Below are 19773 nucleotides of genomic sequence, written 5' to 3' on the forward strand. Positions count from 1 at the left end.
AGATATTGTTATGTTGATGTATTTTACTGAGATCTGAATTGTTTATGTATGATGATTACCTGAATGTAAGGGTAGTGTTTTTAGACTTATGGGTATAGTAAATTTATTGATATTATAAAAAATGATAGCGATTTTGGATATAATGGAGATTGTTGATAAATTTAATTGCAGTGTCTATCTTAATGAAAAATAGCTTTATGTTACTAAGATGGAAGATGTTGAGATAAACGTGATTATTGAGTGATTTTTGTCTAATTGTGCTTTTTAGTATATTGGTTTGATGTAGTTTATGTGCTGTGATTTGTATTTATACTAAACCAGCCATGATTTTTTGTATTTATTGACTGTCGTTGATGTGATGCCTCCGAATGTTTAAGTTGCTATTATTATATTGATTGTCTTAGTGGCAGGCATAAATCTTAAAAATATGATCATAGAAATTATATCCTACAATGATATTAAAATACGTAGACACTCAAATGGTATGTTATTTGTTGATCCTTATGGATTAAATGCCTTTATCCTATTTAAGGTATTATGTATTTGATAGTAAGAAGGTACAATCATTTGCAATTTTGATAGTTGTTGCTAGTGAATCTGTTTATTAATAATTGTTAAGCATTTATATATATGGCAAGATATACATCTGACACATTGTATGTTAATTGTGTAGGTGTAGGTGTAGGTGTGTGCATGGTGTCTTAGTAAGTAAAGTAAATTTTATAATGTCGGTTAAGTGTAGTTTTTAAAATAAGTCTAGTGATATCGTATTGGAAAATATAGATATATATGAATTGCAATGTATTATTACCAAAGCAAGATGATTTTTCACTATGCGGTCAAAGTGATCAAGTTTTAAATGTCGGTAGTAATTTTGCTGAAACTGATGTGATGGGTACTTTGTCACAAATAGTTGATGGAGCAGGTGGTGTTGATGCTATTACATCGACGGTTGTTGATGGTAATGAAACTGATGATCATTCTTTGACCGATAATTTTTGGCAAGATATATGTTCTTTCTATGATTGTTGTTCTGAATTTAAAACAATATCTGAAATTTATGCTGATGATTTTTTTCAATTACATGCAATAAAGAATGGATATCGCTTTACTGAGAGTTTTTTGTTCCTTATTGGTAAAAACGAGAAAAAGCTTATAAGCGAGGTTGATTATATTTTGGAAGGTAGTTTTCCTTTTTTTTATGAATTAAAAAAAGATCAGAAAAATATAAGTAATTCAATGAAAAAAATTTTTCTTGATTTTTCTAAATCAATATATTGCAAATATGTGTGTCATTTGAAACCTAAATTTACTGATATTTTGCGTTATAGCATTGTTCCTGTAATAGCAAGTATTATCATTGATTCTAAGGTTATTTGTGATAAAGGCGAGAGAGAAATGACCTATCGTGAGATGGAGGACTTCTTTCTGCATTACGTTACTACGGCAGTGAGGATGGTTGTGTCAAGGATAATTAATTATTGGGATTGCTTTTTTGATAAAAGCATGTCAATTTCATCATTGCTTCCTTATATTGACTATACTAACAATTTTAGTATTCCTATTTATAGTAATAGTTTTACCAATATTTTTTGTTCTTCTGCTTTTACATACAAATTTGGTTTACACATTTCTTTTATGGCTAGTGTCAAGGTTGATGTTATGGTTGATGCTTTTGTAAGGAAATGTTCGGCTGAGTTAAAAAGAGTCATTCATTCTAAATGCGTTGATATTTGCAATAACAGTGTTAATGCTATTGATGATATTAAAAAAATAAGATACGAATTGCAGTCCTTAATAAGAAAAGAGTTTGATAAAAATATAAATGATGAAATTTATATGGATAATTTTAGTAGTTTTTTAAATGGATTGTCAGTTTTTGATAAGGATAAATATGTAACTAAGGATGTAAAAAAAAATAAGTCAGTGCTTTTTAGTGGAATTGTTAATGTTATGTTTGAGTCATTACTTAATACTGCTGTTAAAGACTCTAAGATAATAATTAAATATTTTCACGGAATAATAAGAAGGTCTAAAAGTGCTATATCTGATGCTAAATTTCAATCCGGTAATTATTTGATAGACATAGAAGATAAATTAGGAGTGAGGCTTCATCCCGATGATAGCTATAATGTTTTGTCTATTAGGCGGAAGTTTATATCCAAATATAATAAAGTCATTAGAGATAATTTTTCCAAAATGCTAAAAGAAAAATATGAATTTAAAGATGATTCTGTTATTAGTATGGTTTCTTGGGGTGAAATCTCTGACAAACTATATCCTATTGCTAAGGAATTGGTTAGTCATCTTGTTAAGGAGGAGTCTGACGAGTTATATAGACTTTTTTCTAGTGCTCGTATAGTAGAAGATAATTGCTTATTTGATGGGTCTAACGTTGGAACTAGGGAGGCTACATTTGAAGAAAAAAATATCCTCTTTAAGATTACTATGGGTGACTTAGATCTACAAAATAGGAATTCTTTTAAAATAATATGGGAAAATTTAATTAAAACTACAAATATAGAAATATCAGAAGATGTTTGTTTTGTACATGAAAAAGCAATGTCTTTAGAAGTTGAAAATCGGGATATTGATGAATCTTCTCCATCAATATCACTTCCAACTAAAGATGAATATTTATTGTTTTCTAATTTATCTCTGAGACGAGAATCATTTACAACATCTTCGTTATCATCTGATAATTCAAATTACGATTCATTTAGAATTAATAAGGATAGGATTATTGATAAATGGGGTTTAGATATTCATCCGAAAGAAGTAGAGTCAATTTTGTTTATCATGAAAAATGTTTCAATAAAGATTAGATCTATTATTAGTAGGATATTTTTTTTTATGATAGAAAGTAAGACTGTACTTCCAGTAATACTTTTTGGTGACAACGATTATTCTTGGCATGTTGTTCCTAGTGGATTGTACATAATTGCAAAAGAATCAGTTGAGAAAACAATTAAATATGAGCATTTAGAATTAAGTAAAGCATTATCTAAGTTGCAAATTATAGATGTTGTCACAGATAAAGCGCTATTAAGTGATTCTCATTATTGTGTTAGAGAGATTAATGATGATGAAAAAGAAATTGTTATGGATCGGGTTAATTTATTTATACATGAAGATTTAGAGTCCGCGATTAGTACACTATGGTTGGAAGTATCTAATGCTGCAAAAGAAAACTATATGATTAATGAGTATAGTGAGAAATTCGAAAGTATCGATGAATTTTATCTGTGTAATGATTGTATAATAGTGCTCCGTTGTGAGGATAGTAGCGCTATTTTAAATGTAAGAAAAAGATTTGCATCTGAAATTTGTGCTACTATATACAGCAAATTTTATGGCATGTTAGATTGTAGCTATAGGTTTGATAGTGATGTTGTTATTACCAAATCTTCTTGGAAAAGAATATCTAAAAAACTTTCGCCAATTGCCAAGAATGAAATAGGACCTATTTTAGATAATGAGCGTAGTGAATTACACAAAATTCTACGTGTGGCACGGGTAGTAGTTGATTCCAAATCATCTAGAGACCTTACAGATGAAGAAAAATCTAATGTTTTAGAAAGTATCATGAAACTTGTACGCAAGGAATCACAATCTTTGTTTAAAGGTATATGGGAAGATGTAATTATTTTATTTGTTGATGGAGGTTGTGGTAATAAAAATCATTGTTTTGCTGTTGATCTTTTTTATGAGGATTATGATACCATTTTTTCTATTAGAAGAAAATTTTCATCTGAAATTAGGGCTTCTGTTCATAACAAGTTTAGTGAGATGCTAAGAAATAATTATAAATTTGACGACGGTAGTGTTATTTGTATATCTTCGTGGAAGTGTGTTTCTAAAAAGCTACTTCCCATTGCTAAGAAAGAGATTAGGCCTATCCTGGAAAAGGAACGTATTGAAATAAATAAAATATTACTGAAATCACGTATAGTTATTTCAGATTCTGATAGTTTTTCTTCTAAGGATACTAGAATACTTACCTGTGAAGAAAGATTAAGTGCTTTAGAGGATATTATGAAGTTCGTATATAAACAAGCAATAGATATGATTGGCAGAGTTTGGAGGAGTGTAATTGGGCCACCAATGGGTAATATTTTGGGTGAAGTAGGAAGTGGTTCTGTATCAGTACTAATGAAATCATCTTCTGTAGATTCGTCATCAATTAAGATGGGTGTTTGTGAATCAATAGAAGATGATAATAATACTTATTCTGATGTTAAGCTTAGGTTCATAGATAATTTGGCCATTTCAAGCGCCAGGAGGGTATTTTCGTCCGAGATGAGTATTTGTATTCGTAATAAGTTTTATTTGATGCTAAAAGGAAGATATAGATTTGATAGTAATACTGTCATTCGGATGGTGTCTTGGTCAAATATATCTAAGGAATTATTACCTATTGCGGAAAGTGAAATAAAGCCAATTATGGACAGGGAGCGTATAGAAATAAATGATATTTTGCTGGAGTCACGTGTATTAATGTCTTCACATGATATTTTTTCTAGATCTGATTTATCATTTGGTATGACCAGGGCTCTAACTCAAAAAGAAAGATTTATTACTTTGGAAAAGATTATGAAGTCTGTGCACAAACAGTCATTGTGCATGTTCAGTAGAGTTTGGGGTGGTGTGATTAGACTGATACATAAAAGGTATTCAAAAGGTTGTTTAAATTATGATGCTAGCGATGGTATATCGAAAATTACTGAATCAGGAACAGTTTCTTCTATACTGTGTGATGAAGAAGAAGATATCATAGAAGAAGATTTGCCTCTTGAAGATATTATAGAGGAATCTGTATCTGGGTCATCTCTTGCTGTACCAACTTGGGGAATTAAGATTCGTTACCATGACGAGATTTTAATTATAAATGAAAGGAGAAATTTTTCTTATGCTATGAAGATTTATATTCATGATAAATTTTGTGAGATGCTTAAAAATGAATATAAATTTGATGATTGTACTGTCATTAGTAAACTATCTTGGAGGAAGTTATCTAAAAAACTTATTCCTATTGCACAAAAAGAAGCTGAACCAATTATAGAGGACGAACGTATAGCTCTACATGGGATTTTATTGAAATCACGAGTGGTAATTCCTAAAATTTATGATGGTTCTTACTATCACACTAGGGAATTGACGGATAATGAAGTATCCACTACCCTCGATAGGATAATGGGATCGGTTCGTAAGCAGGCAATAGATATTTTTGGAAGTGTTTGGGAAAGTATACTGAATTCGTCAGACAGAAAATACTCAGAAGAGTCTGTGCGCTCTATTTTTACTTCAGATGATTTCTATATATCAAAGGTTATTAGATTTGTTGATCTTAGGGATGAGGATAAGACGGAATTAGATAACATTAGGATAGAATTTTTCGGAGTTTTAGGGCCTATTGTTGGTGAGATTATGGAATCACTGCTAGTAGATGCCGATGCATCCTTGCCTCAATTTAGGTCTATCTTGCATAATGTTAACCTTACTGTCTATAGAAAAAGCCATGTTTTGTTTGAAGAAGAGGGGTTTTTTTCTAGGGTGGGGGCTGCGTTATCTACTGCCAAAGTTGTTGGTTCATCTGGAAATGATAGATCTCTGACTGACAATGAAAGAAAATTTCTTTTTCGATTGTTTATGTATAACCTTGATAAGGATAGATATTATCTTGTAAAAAAACGTATTGAAGAGTTTAGGCGTTCAAATTTAGTTGTTGGTGTAGTGCCTATTGGGGTTGATGCAAGTTCTATTTTGACATAATTTTAATCAAACAAATTTATTGATGTTTTACTATCGATATTATTACTACGGCATTGATGGTGTTGCTTTTGTAAAGATGGTTATGTAATTATAATCAACATTATTATAATGAGATCTTCATTATAATTTTTGAGATGATAGGTGCGTTACTAGAATGAATCCATTGAAATCAATAAAATTTATTCATGATTCCTATTCAATGGGAGCTAATATACAGGATTATCATTTTCTCCAGTGTTGGTATTGTTATATCTTATCATGATATATACACTACCATATCGTGTTATTTTTTTGGAAAATAGGCACATCACATAGAATAATAGTGGTATACAGACATGGATATCATAAATGCACATTTATAGAAGTAGTGTATCGGCAAATGATAAATATGACGATGGTTCTTTGTCCGTGCTGGCAGACCAGGATGAGCGCCTTACTACCGATCGTTTTACTAAGGAAGGATTGCCATACTTGTTAATGAAGATGATAGAAATTGTATCCTATATTTCTTCATTAGATGAAATTATTTGTCATGATCATAATTATTCATATTTTGTAAATATCTATAAATTTTATCCTGCAAAGTACAAATTATTACAGAAATTGAATTCTATATATGAATATAGTACGAAATTTGAAGTAATGGATGAATTACATAATGATAATTTTTTTCAAATATATGTAAGTAAATACGGAAATAATCTTGATGAGAATTTTATGTTAGTTATTAATAATTACAAAAATATCTTTGCGGATAAAATTAGTAACGTTTTACATGAGTTAGATAATGTAATTTCTCTCATGAGTGACATTACGAAAGAAACAATATATACAGTTTGCTATTCTTTTTCTAAAGATATATGCGATTCGATGGGTAAGTGTACTGATATTTTACAGTCCGATATAATTCCTATGGTGATAAAAGTTATTCTTAATTGTAGGATTGTTAATGAAAGTTATAAAAAAGAAATAACTTATGCTGAGATGGAGCAGTTATTTTTGAATTTTATTTCTGCTTTGGAGCGATTGATTATGTCAGGAGTAGTTAACTATTGGAACCATTTTTTTAATAAAAATAAATTACTCCTATCATTGAATTTTGTTGCCGATAATATTAGTAATTTTCCTTATAAATTTTGTAGGCCTCATATTACAGAAAATTCGTCTAACATTAATTGTTCCGATGCATTTACTTGTAAGTTTGGAGTTTATATTTCTTTCATGACCGTTGCCAAATTGGAAATTATTAGTGATAATTTTGTTAAAAAATGTGCTACTTCATTGAAAAACTTAGTTCGTTCCACTTGTATCTATATTTGTAATTACAGTAATAATTCTTATGATGATATTTTGAATTTAAGAAAGGGACTGATAAAATTAATAAAAAAAGAATTTGATAAAATGATTTCTAAGGAAAAGTTAGAAGACAATTTAAGTAATTTTTTAAAGGAATCAGTGATATATAATCAGAAAAATTTTGCAATTGAATTCATGGAAATAAATAGATCATCGGTTATTTCAGTTATTATTAGTGATATCTATAAATCATTAATTAGCTCTGTAAATAAAGATTTACTTATGATTATTGCGAGAACTAAGAATATAATAATTTCCTCCAAGGAACGTGCTTTAAAGGGTGGCAGCTCTCCTCGTACCATAGAAAGCAAATGGGGAGTTAAACTTCATCCTGAAGATAGCTATAATATACTAGTTGTTAGGAGAAAGTTTTCTGCTAAATCTAGGATTATTATTCGTAATAAGTTTTCTTCAATGATGAAAGAAGGATATAAATTTTCCGATGGTACTGTTATAGGTGTAGGTTCTTGGAATGATGTTTCAAAAAATTTATTTCCTATTGCTCAAGGAGAAGTTAGACATTTACTTTATAACGAACGTTTATGTATATTTAAAATTTTATCTAATGCGCGTATAATGAAAGATGTTGGCGCATTGGGTCGTTGTTCTATTGGCACAAGAGAAGCTACATCTGAAGAAAAGGAAAGTATTTTAAGAATAGCTGTTAAAAATTCATATATACAAACTAAAGATATGATCAGAAGTGTGTGGGTGTCTTTAATAAAAATACCAGATATTAATAAATATGATAAAAATATAGTTTCGGATATGAATTCATGTTTGTTGTCATCTGTATCTGAATTTAGTAATTCAGTAGATCATGTAGTTGATAAAGGTAACTTAATGGTTACTCCTCCATTATTGCAAGGAAAAATTATCGATAGGTGGGGGATAAATATTTATCCAGATGACGATAAGCTTATTTTGTTTATGAGAAAAAGATTTTCTACAGAAATTAGGGGTCATTTTCGCAGATTATTTTCTAGTATGTTAGAAAAGGAAACTGTTCTTCCTAGTGGTAGCGTACTACGAAAATGTTGTTGGTATTTAGTTTTCACTGAATTACATTCAATTGCTATTAAATCAGTTAAGCCTATTATTGAAAACGAATATCTAGAGTTAGATAGAGTTTTATCTAAAACGCGCATAATGGATGTTGATAGGAATAAAGGTTCTTCTTGCACTCTTAGAGTAGTTACTAATGATGAAAAAAGTGATCTTATGGAACGTGCTAGGATATTTATAGATAAAAGACTAATTGTTTCCACTAAGTTATCGTTGATGGATGTAATTAATACACCAATGTCTGGATATGAAGAAAAATATGAATGTGTTAATAAAAGACACATACTTAATGATTGGGGAGTTGCAGTTCGTTACGAAGACAATTGCTCTATTTTGAATATTAGAAGGAAATTTTCATCTAAAATTAGGTCTGTTGCCTATCATAGATTTCATAAGATTATAAAAGATAAATATAGATTTGAAGATGGATACACCATTGCTAAACTTGATTGGATTATGGTATCCGATAAAGTTTTTCCTATCATTTTGGATGAAATTAAGTACATTATTGAACGTGAAAGTATAGAAGCTGAGGGAGTTGTATCTAAAGCACGTATAATAGTTGATCATGGAATTGATAGAGAGACTACTAATGAGGAAAAATCTGTTCTTTTAAAGAATATTATGAAATTTATGGATAAAAAATTAGAATGCTTACTGGCTAAGGTATGGAGAAATGTGATTGCTTCTTTAGAAAATAATGACGGTGGCAATAGAGATTTTACAGAAACTAAAAGTTGTGATGTTGTAAATTGTAATCGTGAAGTATCTGTAGCATCTCCTAATGTATCAGATATTGTAAAATTAGATTCAAATTCTGCTGAGTGCAAGTTTAGTGCCAAACTTAGAGGTGAAAATATCCGTGAGATTTTGAAGGTGAAGAAGAAATTTTCATCTGAGATGAATAAGTGTGTCAGTGATAAATTTTGTAAACTGATAGAATATAAGTGTACATTAGATGATGGTACGGTTATTGATAAATATCCTTGGAAAATTATATCTAAAAAAATGATTCCCATTGCTAAGAAAGAAATTGAACCAATTATAGAAATGGAGAGGGTTAAAATAAGGGAGATATTATTGAGATCACTAATTATTATTCATGGTATGGATGGCCACACTAGAACTAGGGAACTTACATCTGATGAAGTATTAAGTACTCTTGAAGAAATTATGAGTTCTGTATACAAGAATGCAGTATATAAGTTTAGTATAATCTGGGGAGTTGTAGTTAAGATGCCAGAGAAGGATAATTTGGAAGAGGGTGGTGATACTACATCAGAGAAAATTTACCACGGTAAAGGTTATTCGTCATTGCTAGAGTCTCTCGATATTAGTGATGCAGATAAAGTAGAGCTTGATAATATTAGATTGGAGTTTGTTGGAAATTTAGGATCAATTATTGGTGAGGTTGTTAATGAGCTATTGTTAGATGTAGATAATGGTACATCCTTGTCAGATGATATAAGCATGATAGTATCTAATAGAAGTTGTATTTTGTTTAATGAAGGTGGTTTTGGGTCTAGGGTAGAATCGTTGTTGTCGTCTGCTAAAATTGTTGGATCATCTGGAGAGATTAGATTAGTTTCTGAGGAGGAGAAAAAATATCTTTTTAATAAATTCATGGATTCTATTCATAGTGATAGGGACCATCTTGTCAGAAAAAGAACGGAGGAATTGGCATTGTCTTCGCATGTAGTATAAAGAATGATTACTCTACTTCCTATTGTTTTTTTATTTTGGCATGAAATTATATGGTGGGTTCAAAGCGTTATAACAAAATTAAGTAAATTATGATTTTGCCAAGAATTCAGTGGTGTTTATTGTTTATTTTAATGAAATTATACTAATATAATATATTAAGATGTCATTTTACTAGATATTACGATGGTGTTGTTGGATCGGTGTTGATCTGTGGGTTTTTTCATTTTTACGTGTTTAATTGTTGTAGGTGTTGGTGTGCTTGGTGAATTTTTGTATTTTGTATAGGTGAGGTATCTGATGATGGTGGTGATATTTTTAGAGTAACGATTAAACTTTAAGGATTTTATACTTATCATGATGGATGTGGGGGATGTGTGGTTTATTTCAGCTGTTTGGAATGAGTGTGTGGTCGATTTGTGGATGTGCTTAAAAATTTACGGTTAAGAGGTAGTAACAACGTAATTATGATTATGAACTTAGTAATATATCGGGTGAAGATGTTTTCAGTAAAGAGTTTACGTCTTTATAGGGCTTTACTGACATTGGTGATTGCTGTGTATGGAGCTTAGATAATATCGTGTTGAGGTTTGTTGTAAGTTTAGTGTTTAATGGAATTTGAGGGGTGTTATTGTTCAATGGGGGGGTTATATCGTTGCCTGTTTTTGATTAATCCTAAGGGATACGTTTATTATTCGATGATGGTTATTTGCTGTATAGAGTGAGAGTGAAGTTGTTGTTGTCGATGTTACGAGTGGATGAAGTATTAATGAATTATATTGTTTGGGTAAACTATATATTTTTTAAGATATTTACTGATAGTGTTAAATATATAGTTTAAGTTTAAATTGTCTCGTTAAGGAAATATTAGAGTATTGATGGCAGAAATTTATGTTAACGGTAGATGTATATGCGTAATTAATTCTTTGCCTATTAACATTAGAAACTATGTTATATAAATATACCATAACGATTAATTTTGGTTTGTCTTGTTCTTGCTAAGGATGTTTTAAGTAAATTATTTGTAGGCCATAATTAATTTGTGATGTGCTTTTTGGTTATTATGGTGTATGTATATATGAATCATGTATATTAAGATAAGAATATGTATGAATTATATGTTAGTAATTAGCATCGACTTATATAGTATTTAAGATAGTAATTTTTAATTAAGACTTGAAGGTGCTAGTTTGGTATTGCAATTACGTATTTATATATTTTTGCTATCAAAAATTATATTGAAGATTATTTCTTGCTTTCATCATTTCTACAATGTTGTCTTATTTTTTATTAATGTATAACTGATAGATAATTATTTATTAGATTTTGTCTCAGTAAGTCAAGTTCAAGTTATTTTAGGTGTTGTTTGATTCCGATAGTATTGGCTAGTGGTGTAGAGAAATTATTTGGCATATTATATATAATAGCTGGTGCTATAAGCATAAGTGTTTTAATCATTATAAATTGACGAATTTTCTTAGAAAGAAAAATAAATCTTATTTCTAAATGTTTATATATATCATGGCAGTTTTTGCGGAGGTTATGTTTCAAGGATCTTACTACGTAACCAATGTGGTGGTTTTTATTAAACAGCAGATAAAAATTTTATTCATAAATTTTTACGATGATTTTTTGCGTCTTTACTGTAGTTATGTAAGAATTATATTTCTGTTGATGCTGTGACTATGTCAAAAACTAATCATGTACTATACCATAGTTAAATGAATGTTATCTTTATGATAGAAGATTGTCATTTTCTTTTTAATATATAGTGAGATTATGGATATTATAAGTAAGCATGTAAGGCGTAATTATGTTGCTCAAGGTGATAGTTGTGAGCATCATGATATAAATGATACCCATTCTTTGACGCAATCAGTAGTTTCAGGTTCTTCTAGTATTACTTTGGTTCCAGAAGTTGATAATAGTAATAGAGATTTTTATTATGGTTATAGCTATGTTAATAATTATAAATCGTTACCAGGAGTTTTTAATGATGTTCCTTTACAAGGATACGCAATTAAGTGTGGATACCAGTTCACTGAAGATTTTATCTCTATCATGTGTGAGCATAGAATTGATTTTTTGGAGAGAGTTGATAGATTACTATCTGATTCATCAAATAGTTTTTCCTTATTGAAAGGTATAGTAGAGTCTGAAGAGACGGTAGATCTGAAAGGTAAAATTTGTTCTTTTTTTTATGATTATATGTACAAATTTAGATCTAAATGCGTTGACATATTACGGTCTGATATTATTCCTATAGTAATAGCGAGTATTTTTAATTGTAAGATTGTTATTAGAAATAATGATCGTATAATGACATATCCTGAGATGGAGCGATTATTTTTGTATTTCGTTAGATCTTTGGAAAATTTAATTGTGGTAAATCTAATTAAACATTGGCATAATTTTTGTAGTGAAATACATCTGATACCTTCACTAACTTCCGGTATCGATTACAGCAATCTTCTTTCTTACGATGATTGTTTTTATAGAGTGAGCCTGGATAATATTACTTATCCAGCAGCTTTTGCTCGCAAATTTGGAAAATATATTTCTTTTATGGCTGTTTCCAAGATTGATGAAATGATTTCCAATTTTATGGGTAAATTTGTAGATGAGTTAGAAAATTTTTTTCATTTAAAGTGTTACTATATTTATAATTACAGTGATAGTGTTGTTAGTGATCTTGTAAATCTAAAATCTGAATCGAGATACCTAGTACGTAAAGAATTTGATAAAAAAGTAGTAGAAGATGGATTTAAGGACAGTTTTAGTGATTTTTTAAGTAAATTATTGATATGGGATAGGCACGAAGTAAGAAGAAACACATTACTGGTTTTTGAGGAAATTGATAGTTTCATGCGTAACTTGCTGGAATTTAATTATTTCAATAGGTTTCTTGGTACGATTAAAGTATTTCAGAAGAGAGCGTGGAGATCCAAGCTTCATGTATCTAAAGGTGGTAAACGTTTCACGATAAAGGATAAGTGGGGAGTTAATCTTCATCACGAAGATGATTATAAAATTTTATCTATCAGGAGAAAATTTGTTGCTAAATCTAAGAATGTTATAAGAAGTAAGTTTAGTTATATGCTAAAAGAAAAGTATGAATTCTCGGATGGCACAGTTATTAGTGCTGTTGGATGGGGTAAAATTTCTAAAAAACTATTTCCGATTGCTCAGGAAACAATAAGGGACATTTTTGATGACGAACGTGTAGAGCTGCTTAAGGTTTTGTCTAACGTACGTATATTTGATGATCTTCATGTTGGTACTAGATGTGCGACATGTGAGGAAAAGAACAGTATTTTAAAAACAGCAATCAAAAAGTCAGAGCGCCAAATGAAAGACACATTTAGGTTGGTTTGGATAAGTTTAATTAATGGCACTAAAAATACCGTCTCAAAACATGTTGATTCTGGTTGTGAATTGATAGTACAGGGAGATAATGTAGTTTATGACGATGTAAGTTCTAGGTTAGTTCCAACGATTGATAATGTCAGTTCATTGGTTGATGTTTCTTCAGCGCAAGGTGAGTTGCCGGCAGTTTCTGCAGTACCTATGGAATTAAATTATGCTTCATTGGGTTTCAGGGTGGAGCAAATCATCAGCATGTGGGGATTAAATATTCATCCAGATGATGATAGGATTATTTTATTTACCAGAAGGAGTTTTTCTGCAAAAATTATGGAATTACTTCGCGAATTATTTTCTGATATGTTGGAAAGAGAGGCTGTTCTTCCTAGTGGAAGGGTTATTAGTAGGTGTGCTTGGAAGGATGTTTCTAGTGAGTTATATCCAATTGCTATTGATTCAATTGAATCTCTTGTTGAAGATCAATATTCAGAATTAGATAGAATTTTTTCTAAGGTGCGTGTAGTAGATGTTAATAGAGATAATGATTCTTTTTGTATTGTTAGAGAAGTTACAGCTGCTGAAAAAAATGATCTTATGGTCCGTGTTAGGGTGATTGTAGGTAGAGGACTAAAGTATTCTGTTAGATCATCATGGCTTAGTGTCATTAGTAGCTTTGAATCTTACAAATTTTATAGAAGAGAAACCTCTGTGTGGGGGCTTAAGCTTAGATACTGCGATAATAGCTCTATTCTGAACACTAGGAAGAAGTATTCATCTAAAATCAGATTAAGAGTATATGACAAATTTAGTAAAATGATAAGTGATAAATACACATTTGATGATGGTACTACTATTGGTAGATTTGCTTGGTTTCGTGTGTCTAAGAAAATGTATCCAATTGCCATGTCTCTAGTTAAGGACATTATTGATGGCGAAAGTAGGGAATTAGAAGAAGTCATATCCAAATCGCGTGTTGTAACTGATTATAAGACCGATAGAGAAATTACGGATGAGGAGAAATCTAACGTTTTGGAAAAAATTATGAAGGTTGTATTTAGGGAATTAAAAAATTTATTTGGTAAGATATGGCTAGATATACTTTCTTCTTTGGAGGATGATCATGGTGGTGTGGAAGTTTGTGAAGAATACACTAAATCTTTTGAGTTTGATTGTACTGACATAGAGAATAAATCATCTACTGATATCTTTGGTATTGACTCTAGTGCTGAATTTGATGCTCATAGAGTAAATCTTCGTAATGAGGATGATAATAATATCTCAAGATTAAGGAGTGAGTTTTTATCCAAAATAAATAGTTGTATCAATATTAAATTTAGCGAAATCCTAGAAAAGGAAAAAGTGGGTGAGTTTGACAATCGCAAGATTACTGATAGATTTTCTTGGAAAAAGATGTCTGATAAACTTTTACCTATTGCTAAGAAAGAAATTGGTCGTGTTATGGAAGGAGAGAGTGTAAAAATAAATAATATATTATTGGAATCACGGATGGTTGTTTATGGAAATGATGGATGTACTGTGGATAGGGATCTTACATCCGAAGAGATATCTAGTTTCCTGGGTGCTATTGTGAAGTCTGCTTATGAACATTCTATTTGTGAGTCTAGAAAATTATGGATGCATTTGATTTCTTCTTCAGATGGTGGTACAGGAGATCTTAGTTTTAGTGCAAGTAGCGGTGATGTTCAAGTATTAAAGCTTTATTACGAAGATGACCGTGCTATTTTGAATGTAAGGAGAAGGTTTTCATCTAAGCTAAATTGTTGTATTAGTGCTGTATTCCGTAAAATTATAAAAAAAGAGTATGAATTTGGAGATCGTGATATTAGTGATAGATTGTCTTGGAAAGTGGTGTCAAAAAAAATATTGCCTATTGCCAAGAAGGAAATGGATCCTATACTGCGAGAAGAACGTATGAAAATAAAGGATCTCTTATTGAAGTCACGTAAGGTGTTTTCTGGGGGTGGAGGTTATAGTGAGGTTAGAGAACTTAATAATGAAGAAGTGTTATATATAATTGAAGATATTATGAAATCTGTCTATAGGCAATCTTTAGATATGTTAAGGAGGGTATGGAGAAGGGTATCTAGGTTGTCAAAAGTGGATATTATGGGTATGGATGATAAAAATATGAATGAGATATTGGATTTGGGAAAAGAATGTTCATCCTTTGTTAATTTTGCTAATCTTAGTGAGTTGTATAAAGAGGAATTTGATGACATTAGGTTAGAGTTTATTGGAAGTTTGGGACCTATTGTTGCTGAAGTTGTTGGTTCGTCATTGTTAAATATCGATGTTACCCCATCTATTTTGGATAGAATAAAGTCAGATGTTGTTGATGGAAGCTGCAGTTTGTTTAAGGAAGGTGGATTTATTGACAGGGTGGAATTATTATTGTCAGAGATACAAGTAATTCGACCCTCGGGAAAAGATAGGTTTCTTACTGAAGACGAAAAGAGATCAATTTTTCAGGAGTTTACGGATAATATTGCAATTGACAGAGATTGTTTTGTTGATAATCGCATTGTGAGATTGGTGAAGAATATAGACCCAACTAAGGAGGAGTTTCTCCTTAGTTCTGCTTGTTGATTTTTTATTCCTTTGTTGTGGGGCCAGGTAAATTATATTTTTGCTTGGACGGTTGGTATGTCAAAGATTAATTGTATATTATGCCATAGTTAGATGATTATTTTTTTTCTAAGCGATAACATTGTCATTGCTGTTTGAATAAAATATAGTGGGACTATGGATAGTATTAATGGGTATGGTAAAGTTTTTTATGTTGCTCAAGATGGTAGCTGCAAAAATCTTGAGACAAGTGATAGTTCTCCGTTGAGGCAGGTGGTAATTACTGGTTGTCCTGTCGTTCCTACTGTTAGTAATCTGTATTTTTATTCCGATCATAGATGCGATGTTAATGTTGTAACCTCCCCTAAATTTTCCGATGGTAGTTTTTTACAAGAATACGCACTTAAGTGTGGTTATAGGTTTGCCGGAGATTTCTTGGTGGCTATGAATAGACATAGAATTAACTTTGTAAATAAAGTTGATCTCATTTTAGCATGTTTTCACGGTAATTTTAACTTTTTAAAAGATAAGGGAAATAGTAAAAACACATTGAAACCTGGAGGTAGGGATAGATCTTTTTTTTACAAAAGGTTACATGATTTGAGATCTAAATGTGTTGGTGTTTTGAAAAATGATGTTATTCCCGAGATTATAAAGATAATTCTTGATTCCGATGGTATATATGAGGACTCTGACATCAAGATGACATATACTGAAATGGAGCGACTGTTTTTTTATTTTGTCAGTGTTCTAGAAAAATTGATAGAGGTAAAGATACGTAGCCATTGGAACAGTTTTTGTAGTAAGAATGAATTGTCATCTTCATTAATTTCAGGTATCGATTGTAGTAAGATTGTTTATGGTGGGGATGTTGTGTCTGGTATTACTCATCCTGTATCTTTTTCTCTTAAATTCGGTAGATATATTTCTCTTTTAGCAATTGCTAAGATTGATGGAATGATGTGTAGTTTTGTTGGAAAATGTTCAAACGAATTAGAGAGGTTTGTTCGTTCTAAATGTTTCTATATTTGTAACTATAGTGACAGTGCCGTTAGTGATCTTATAAAATTGAAATCAGAAATTAGGTTTTTGATACGGAAAGAATTTGATAAGAAAATAGTAGAAGAAGAAGCCCGTGATAATTTTAGTAGTTTTTTAAAAAAATTGACTGTATGGGGTAAACCTGAAGTTTTTTTAGGTGATAGTGTATTAGTTTTTGACAGAATTGTGTGTTGTATGTACGAATCACTAGTAGATAGTTCTTCAAATGATTTATCCAATATGGTTAGACGTTTCCAGAAGAAAGTATGGAAAGCTAGAAGTCGTGTGTCAAAAGGTGGTAGATCTTTTACCACAAAAGATAGATGGGGGATCAAACTTAATCCTAGTGATGACTATAAAATTATATCTATAATGGGTAAATTCACAATCAAATACAAAGATGTAATTGAGAGCAAGTTTTGTGCAATGATAAGAGAAAGATATACATTTCCAGATGGTTCAGTTATTAGCATGGTTGATTGGGGGAAAATTTCAAAAAATCTGTTTCCAGTTGCACAAGAGGCTGTTAGACCTATTGTTGAGATGGAACGTGCAGAGCTATGTAAGTTTTTATTTAATGTACGTGTATTAGAAGATGATGGTGTGTTTGACGGATATTCTGCTGGCACTAGACGAGCTACTTCTGAGGAGGTAGATATTATTTTGAAAATTTTTATCAACCGAGTACATCGTAAAAATAGAGAACTGTTTAGCAGAATATGGGGGGGGATAATTAATTCTTCAAAAACTAATGTTCCAGAAGATGTTAGTGTTGAATTAGGAACGATTGAAGAAGATGTGAGCCACAATACCACTTCTACATTGGATAGAGGTTCTAATAATGATGGTGATTCTTTGGTTACTCCTTTAGATAAGGATATAGGGTTTATTACATTATTGCCTTCAGAATTAAAGGAAGATAAGATTAGTAATATATGGGGATTAAATCTCCATCCTGATGATGATAGGATTATTACCTTTATAAGGAAAAAATTTTCCAAAGATATTTCTGATCATTTTCGTAAGCTATTTTCTAGTATGTTAGAGAGTGGTGCTGTGCTTCCCAGTGGAAAGCTTGTTAGTGATTGTTCTTGGGGGTATGTTTCCAGCGAATTGTGTCCAATTGCTATAGAATCGGTTGAACCTATTTTTAAAAGTCAATATGCAGAATTAGACAGAGCTGTCTCTAAATCACGTGTGGTGGACGTTAATAGAAATAATGGATGTTCTTGTGTTATCAGAGAAATTACAGATGACGAAAAAAATAATATCATGCTACGTGCTAGCTCGTTTATAAAGAGGAGTTTAATGTATTCTGTTAGGTCATCTTGGGTTTCTGTGACCAAAAATTCTAAATTGTATGCTTGCAGAAAAAGTTTGGGAGTCAAATTTCGTCATAGTGATGATGTTGCTATTTTGAATATCAGAAAGAGGTACTCACAAAAAATTAAATCCAAGATATGTGATAAATTTACTGATATCTTGAAAAAAGAGTATAAGTTTGATGATGGTACTGTTATTGGTAGGTTTGCGTGGATTAGGCTATCTAAAAAATTACTTCCGATTGCTATTGAGGAAGTTAAGTATATTGTAGAAGATGAAATTAAAGAACTAGAGGCAGCTATATCTAGATCACGAGTGTTTGTTGATTCAGGGCTTTGTAGAGAGCTTACGGATAAAGAGAAATCTGTTGTTTTAGGAAATATTGTTGATCTTGTTAATAGATCTTTGAGAACTTTATCCAATAGGGTATGGTGCGCTATAGTATCTTCTCCAGTAAATCCAGTAAATAATGATAATAATGATCAAGTTTCTGCGGGTTCTGAAAGTTTTGTTCCAGCTAATTGTTTGGTCGGGTCGTCTTCGTCTGAGTTCAACTTTTCTTACGAAGATGACAATGTCATTATAAATATAAGGAAGAAGTTTTTGTCCGATGTCCATAAATGTGTTAAGGGTAAGTTTTTTGAAATGCTAGAAGCTGGTTACAAATTTTGTGATGGTACAGTCATTGATAGATTACCTTGGGGAAATATATCGAGAAGACTGTTGCCAGTTGCTAAGAAAGAGATTGAGTCAATTCTAGAAGATGAGCGCACCCAAATAAATGATGTTTTGTTGAGGGTACAGGCAGTGTTTCTTTCCTCTAATGGTTCTTCCCAGATTACTAGGGTGCTTACACCTGAAGAAAGGTCTAATCATCTAGATTCTATTATGAAATATGCTTATAGACAATCTGCTGTTGTTATTAGAAAAACTTGGGTAGATGTAATTAAATTGTTAGATGGAAAATGTTTAAATTTGACAACTAATTCTGATGCTGAATCTGGTAATGACTTGAAAATAGTTAGTTCTGTGATGGAGTCTGCATCACCATTAGGTTTTAATGATCTCAGTGGTAAATGTAGGGAGGAATTCGATAATATTAGGTTGGAGTTTATTGGAAATTTAGGTCCGATTGTTAGTGGAGTTGTTGATTCTTCACTGTTGGATGGTGATGTGAATTTATCTTTATTGGATAATATAAACTCAGATGTAGCCGAAGGAAGTTGCAGTTTATTTATAGAAATGGGTTTTTTAGAAAGGTTGAAGTTGTTATTGTCAAAAGCACAATTGGTTGAACCTTCAGGAAGTGGTAGGTTTATTACTGATGAGGAAAAAAAGTATTTTTTTGAAAAATTTATGGACAGTATTGCAAGCGATAGAGATTATCTTATTAAGAATCGTGTTGTTAAATTGATTAAGAACTTAAATCTAACTACTAAGGAGGGTTGTTTGTATGGCGGCTCTGCCTGTTGATAATGAAATGTGCGCAAGTAAGTTAATATATTATGTGCTAGTGTTATTGTTTTTTTGCATTGGTGTTACTTTTTTCGTGATTGTTTTAAGATA

5 protein-coding genes are annotated in these 19773 nt (G+C 31.1%); all 5 read left to right on the top strand.

Annotated elements, in window-relative coordinates; translation table 11 throughout:
• Positions 1 to 789 precede the first annotated feature (789 nt).
• The 5 genes from Arg41_RS04230 (at position 790) to Arg41_RS04245 (ending at position 19680) form a co-directional block, all read left to right on the top strand.
• Complete coding sequence (locus tag Arg41_RS04230; RefSeq protein WP_092490501.1) at positions 790 to 5772, top strand: hypothetical protein; 4983 nt, start codon at positions 790 to 792, stop codon at positions 5770 to 5772.
• 348 nt (positions 5773 to 6120) lie between these two features.
• Positions 6121 to 9897, top strand: a complete 3777-nt coding sequence (locus Arg41_RS04235) for a hypothetical protein (protein ID WP_092490502.1) — start codon at positions 6121 to 6123, stop codon at positions 9895 to 9897.
• 1518 nt (positions 9898 to 11415) lie between these two features.
• Positions 11416 to 11577, top strand: coding sequence for a hypothetical protein (locus Arg41_RS08170; protein WP_172792667.1), 162 nt, complete (start codon positions 11416 to 11418; stop codon positions 11575 to 11577).
• A 96-nt stretch (positions 11578 to 11673) separates the two neighbouring features.
• Entirely contained in the window at positions 11674 to 15864 is a 4191-nt protein-coding gene (locus tag Arg41_RS04240) for a hypothetical protein (RefSeq protein WP_092343722.1), read from the top strand.
• A 156-nt stretch (positions 15865 to 16020) separates the two neighbouring features.
• Complete coding sequence (locus tag Arg41_RS04245) at positions 16021 to 19680, top strand: hypothetical protein (RefSeq protein WP_092343723.1); 3660 nt, start codon at positions 16021 to 16023, stop codon at positions 19678 to 19680.
• The last annotated feature ends 93 nt before the right edge of the window (positions 19681 to 19773 follow it).

It is taken from the genome of Candidatus Ichthyocystis hellenicum (assembly GCF_001460935.1).
GTDB lineage: Bacteria > Pseudomonadota > Gammaproteobacteria > Burkholderiales > 2013Ark19i > Ichthyocystis > Ichthyocystis hellenicum.

Excerpts from the sequence above, each read along its gene's own strand:
- Arg41_RS04245 (WP_092343723.1), top strand. The coding sequence starts at position 16,021 with ATGGATAGTATTAATGGGTATGGTAAAGTTTTTTATGTTGCTCAAGAT.
- Arg41_RS04235 (WP_092490502.1), top strand. The coding sequence starts at position 6,121 with ATGCACATTTATAGAAGTAGTGTATCGGCAAATGATAAATATGACGAT.
- Arg41_RS08170 (WP_172792667.1), top strand. The coding sequence starts at position 11,416 with ATGGCAGTTTTTGCGGAGGTTATGTTTCAAGGATCTTACTACGTAACC.
- Arg41_RS04240 (WP_092343722.1), top strand. The coding sequence starts at position 11,674 with ATGGATATTATAAGTAAGCATGTAAGGCGTAATTATGTTGCTCAAGGT.
- Arg41_RS04230 (WP_092490501.1), top strand. The coding sequence starts at position 790 with ATGAATTGCAATGTATTATTACCAAAGCAAGATGATTTTTCACTATGC.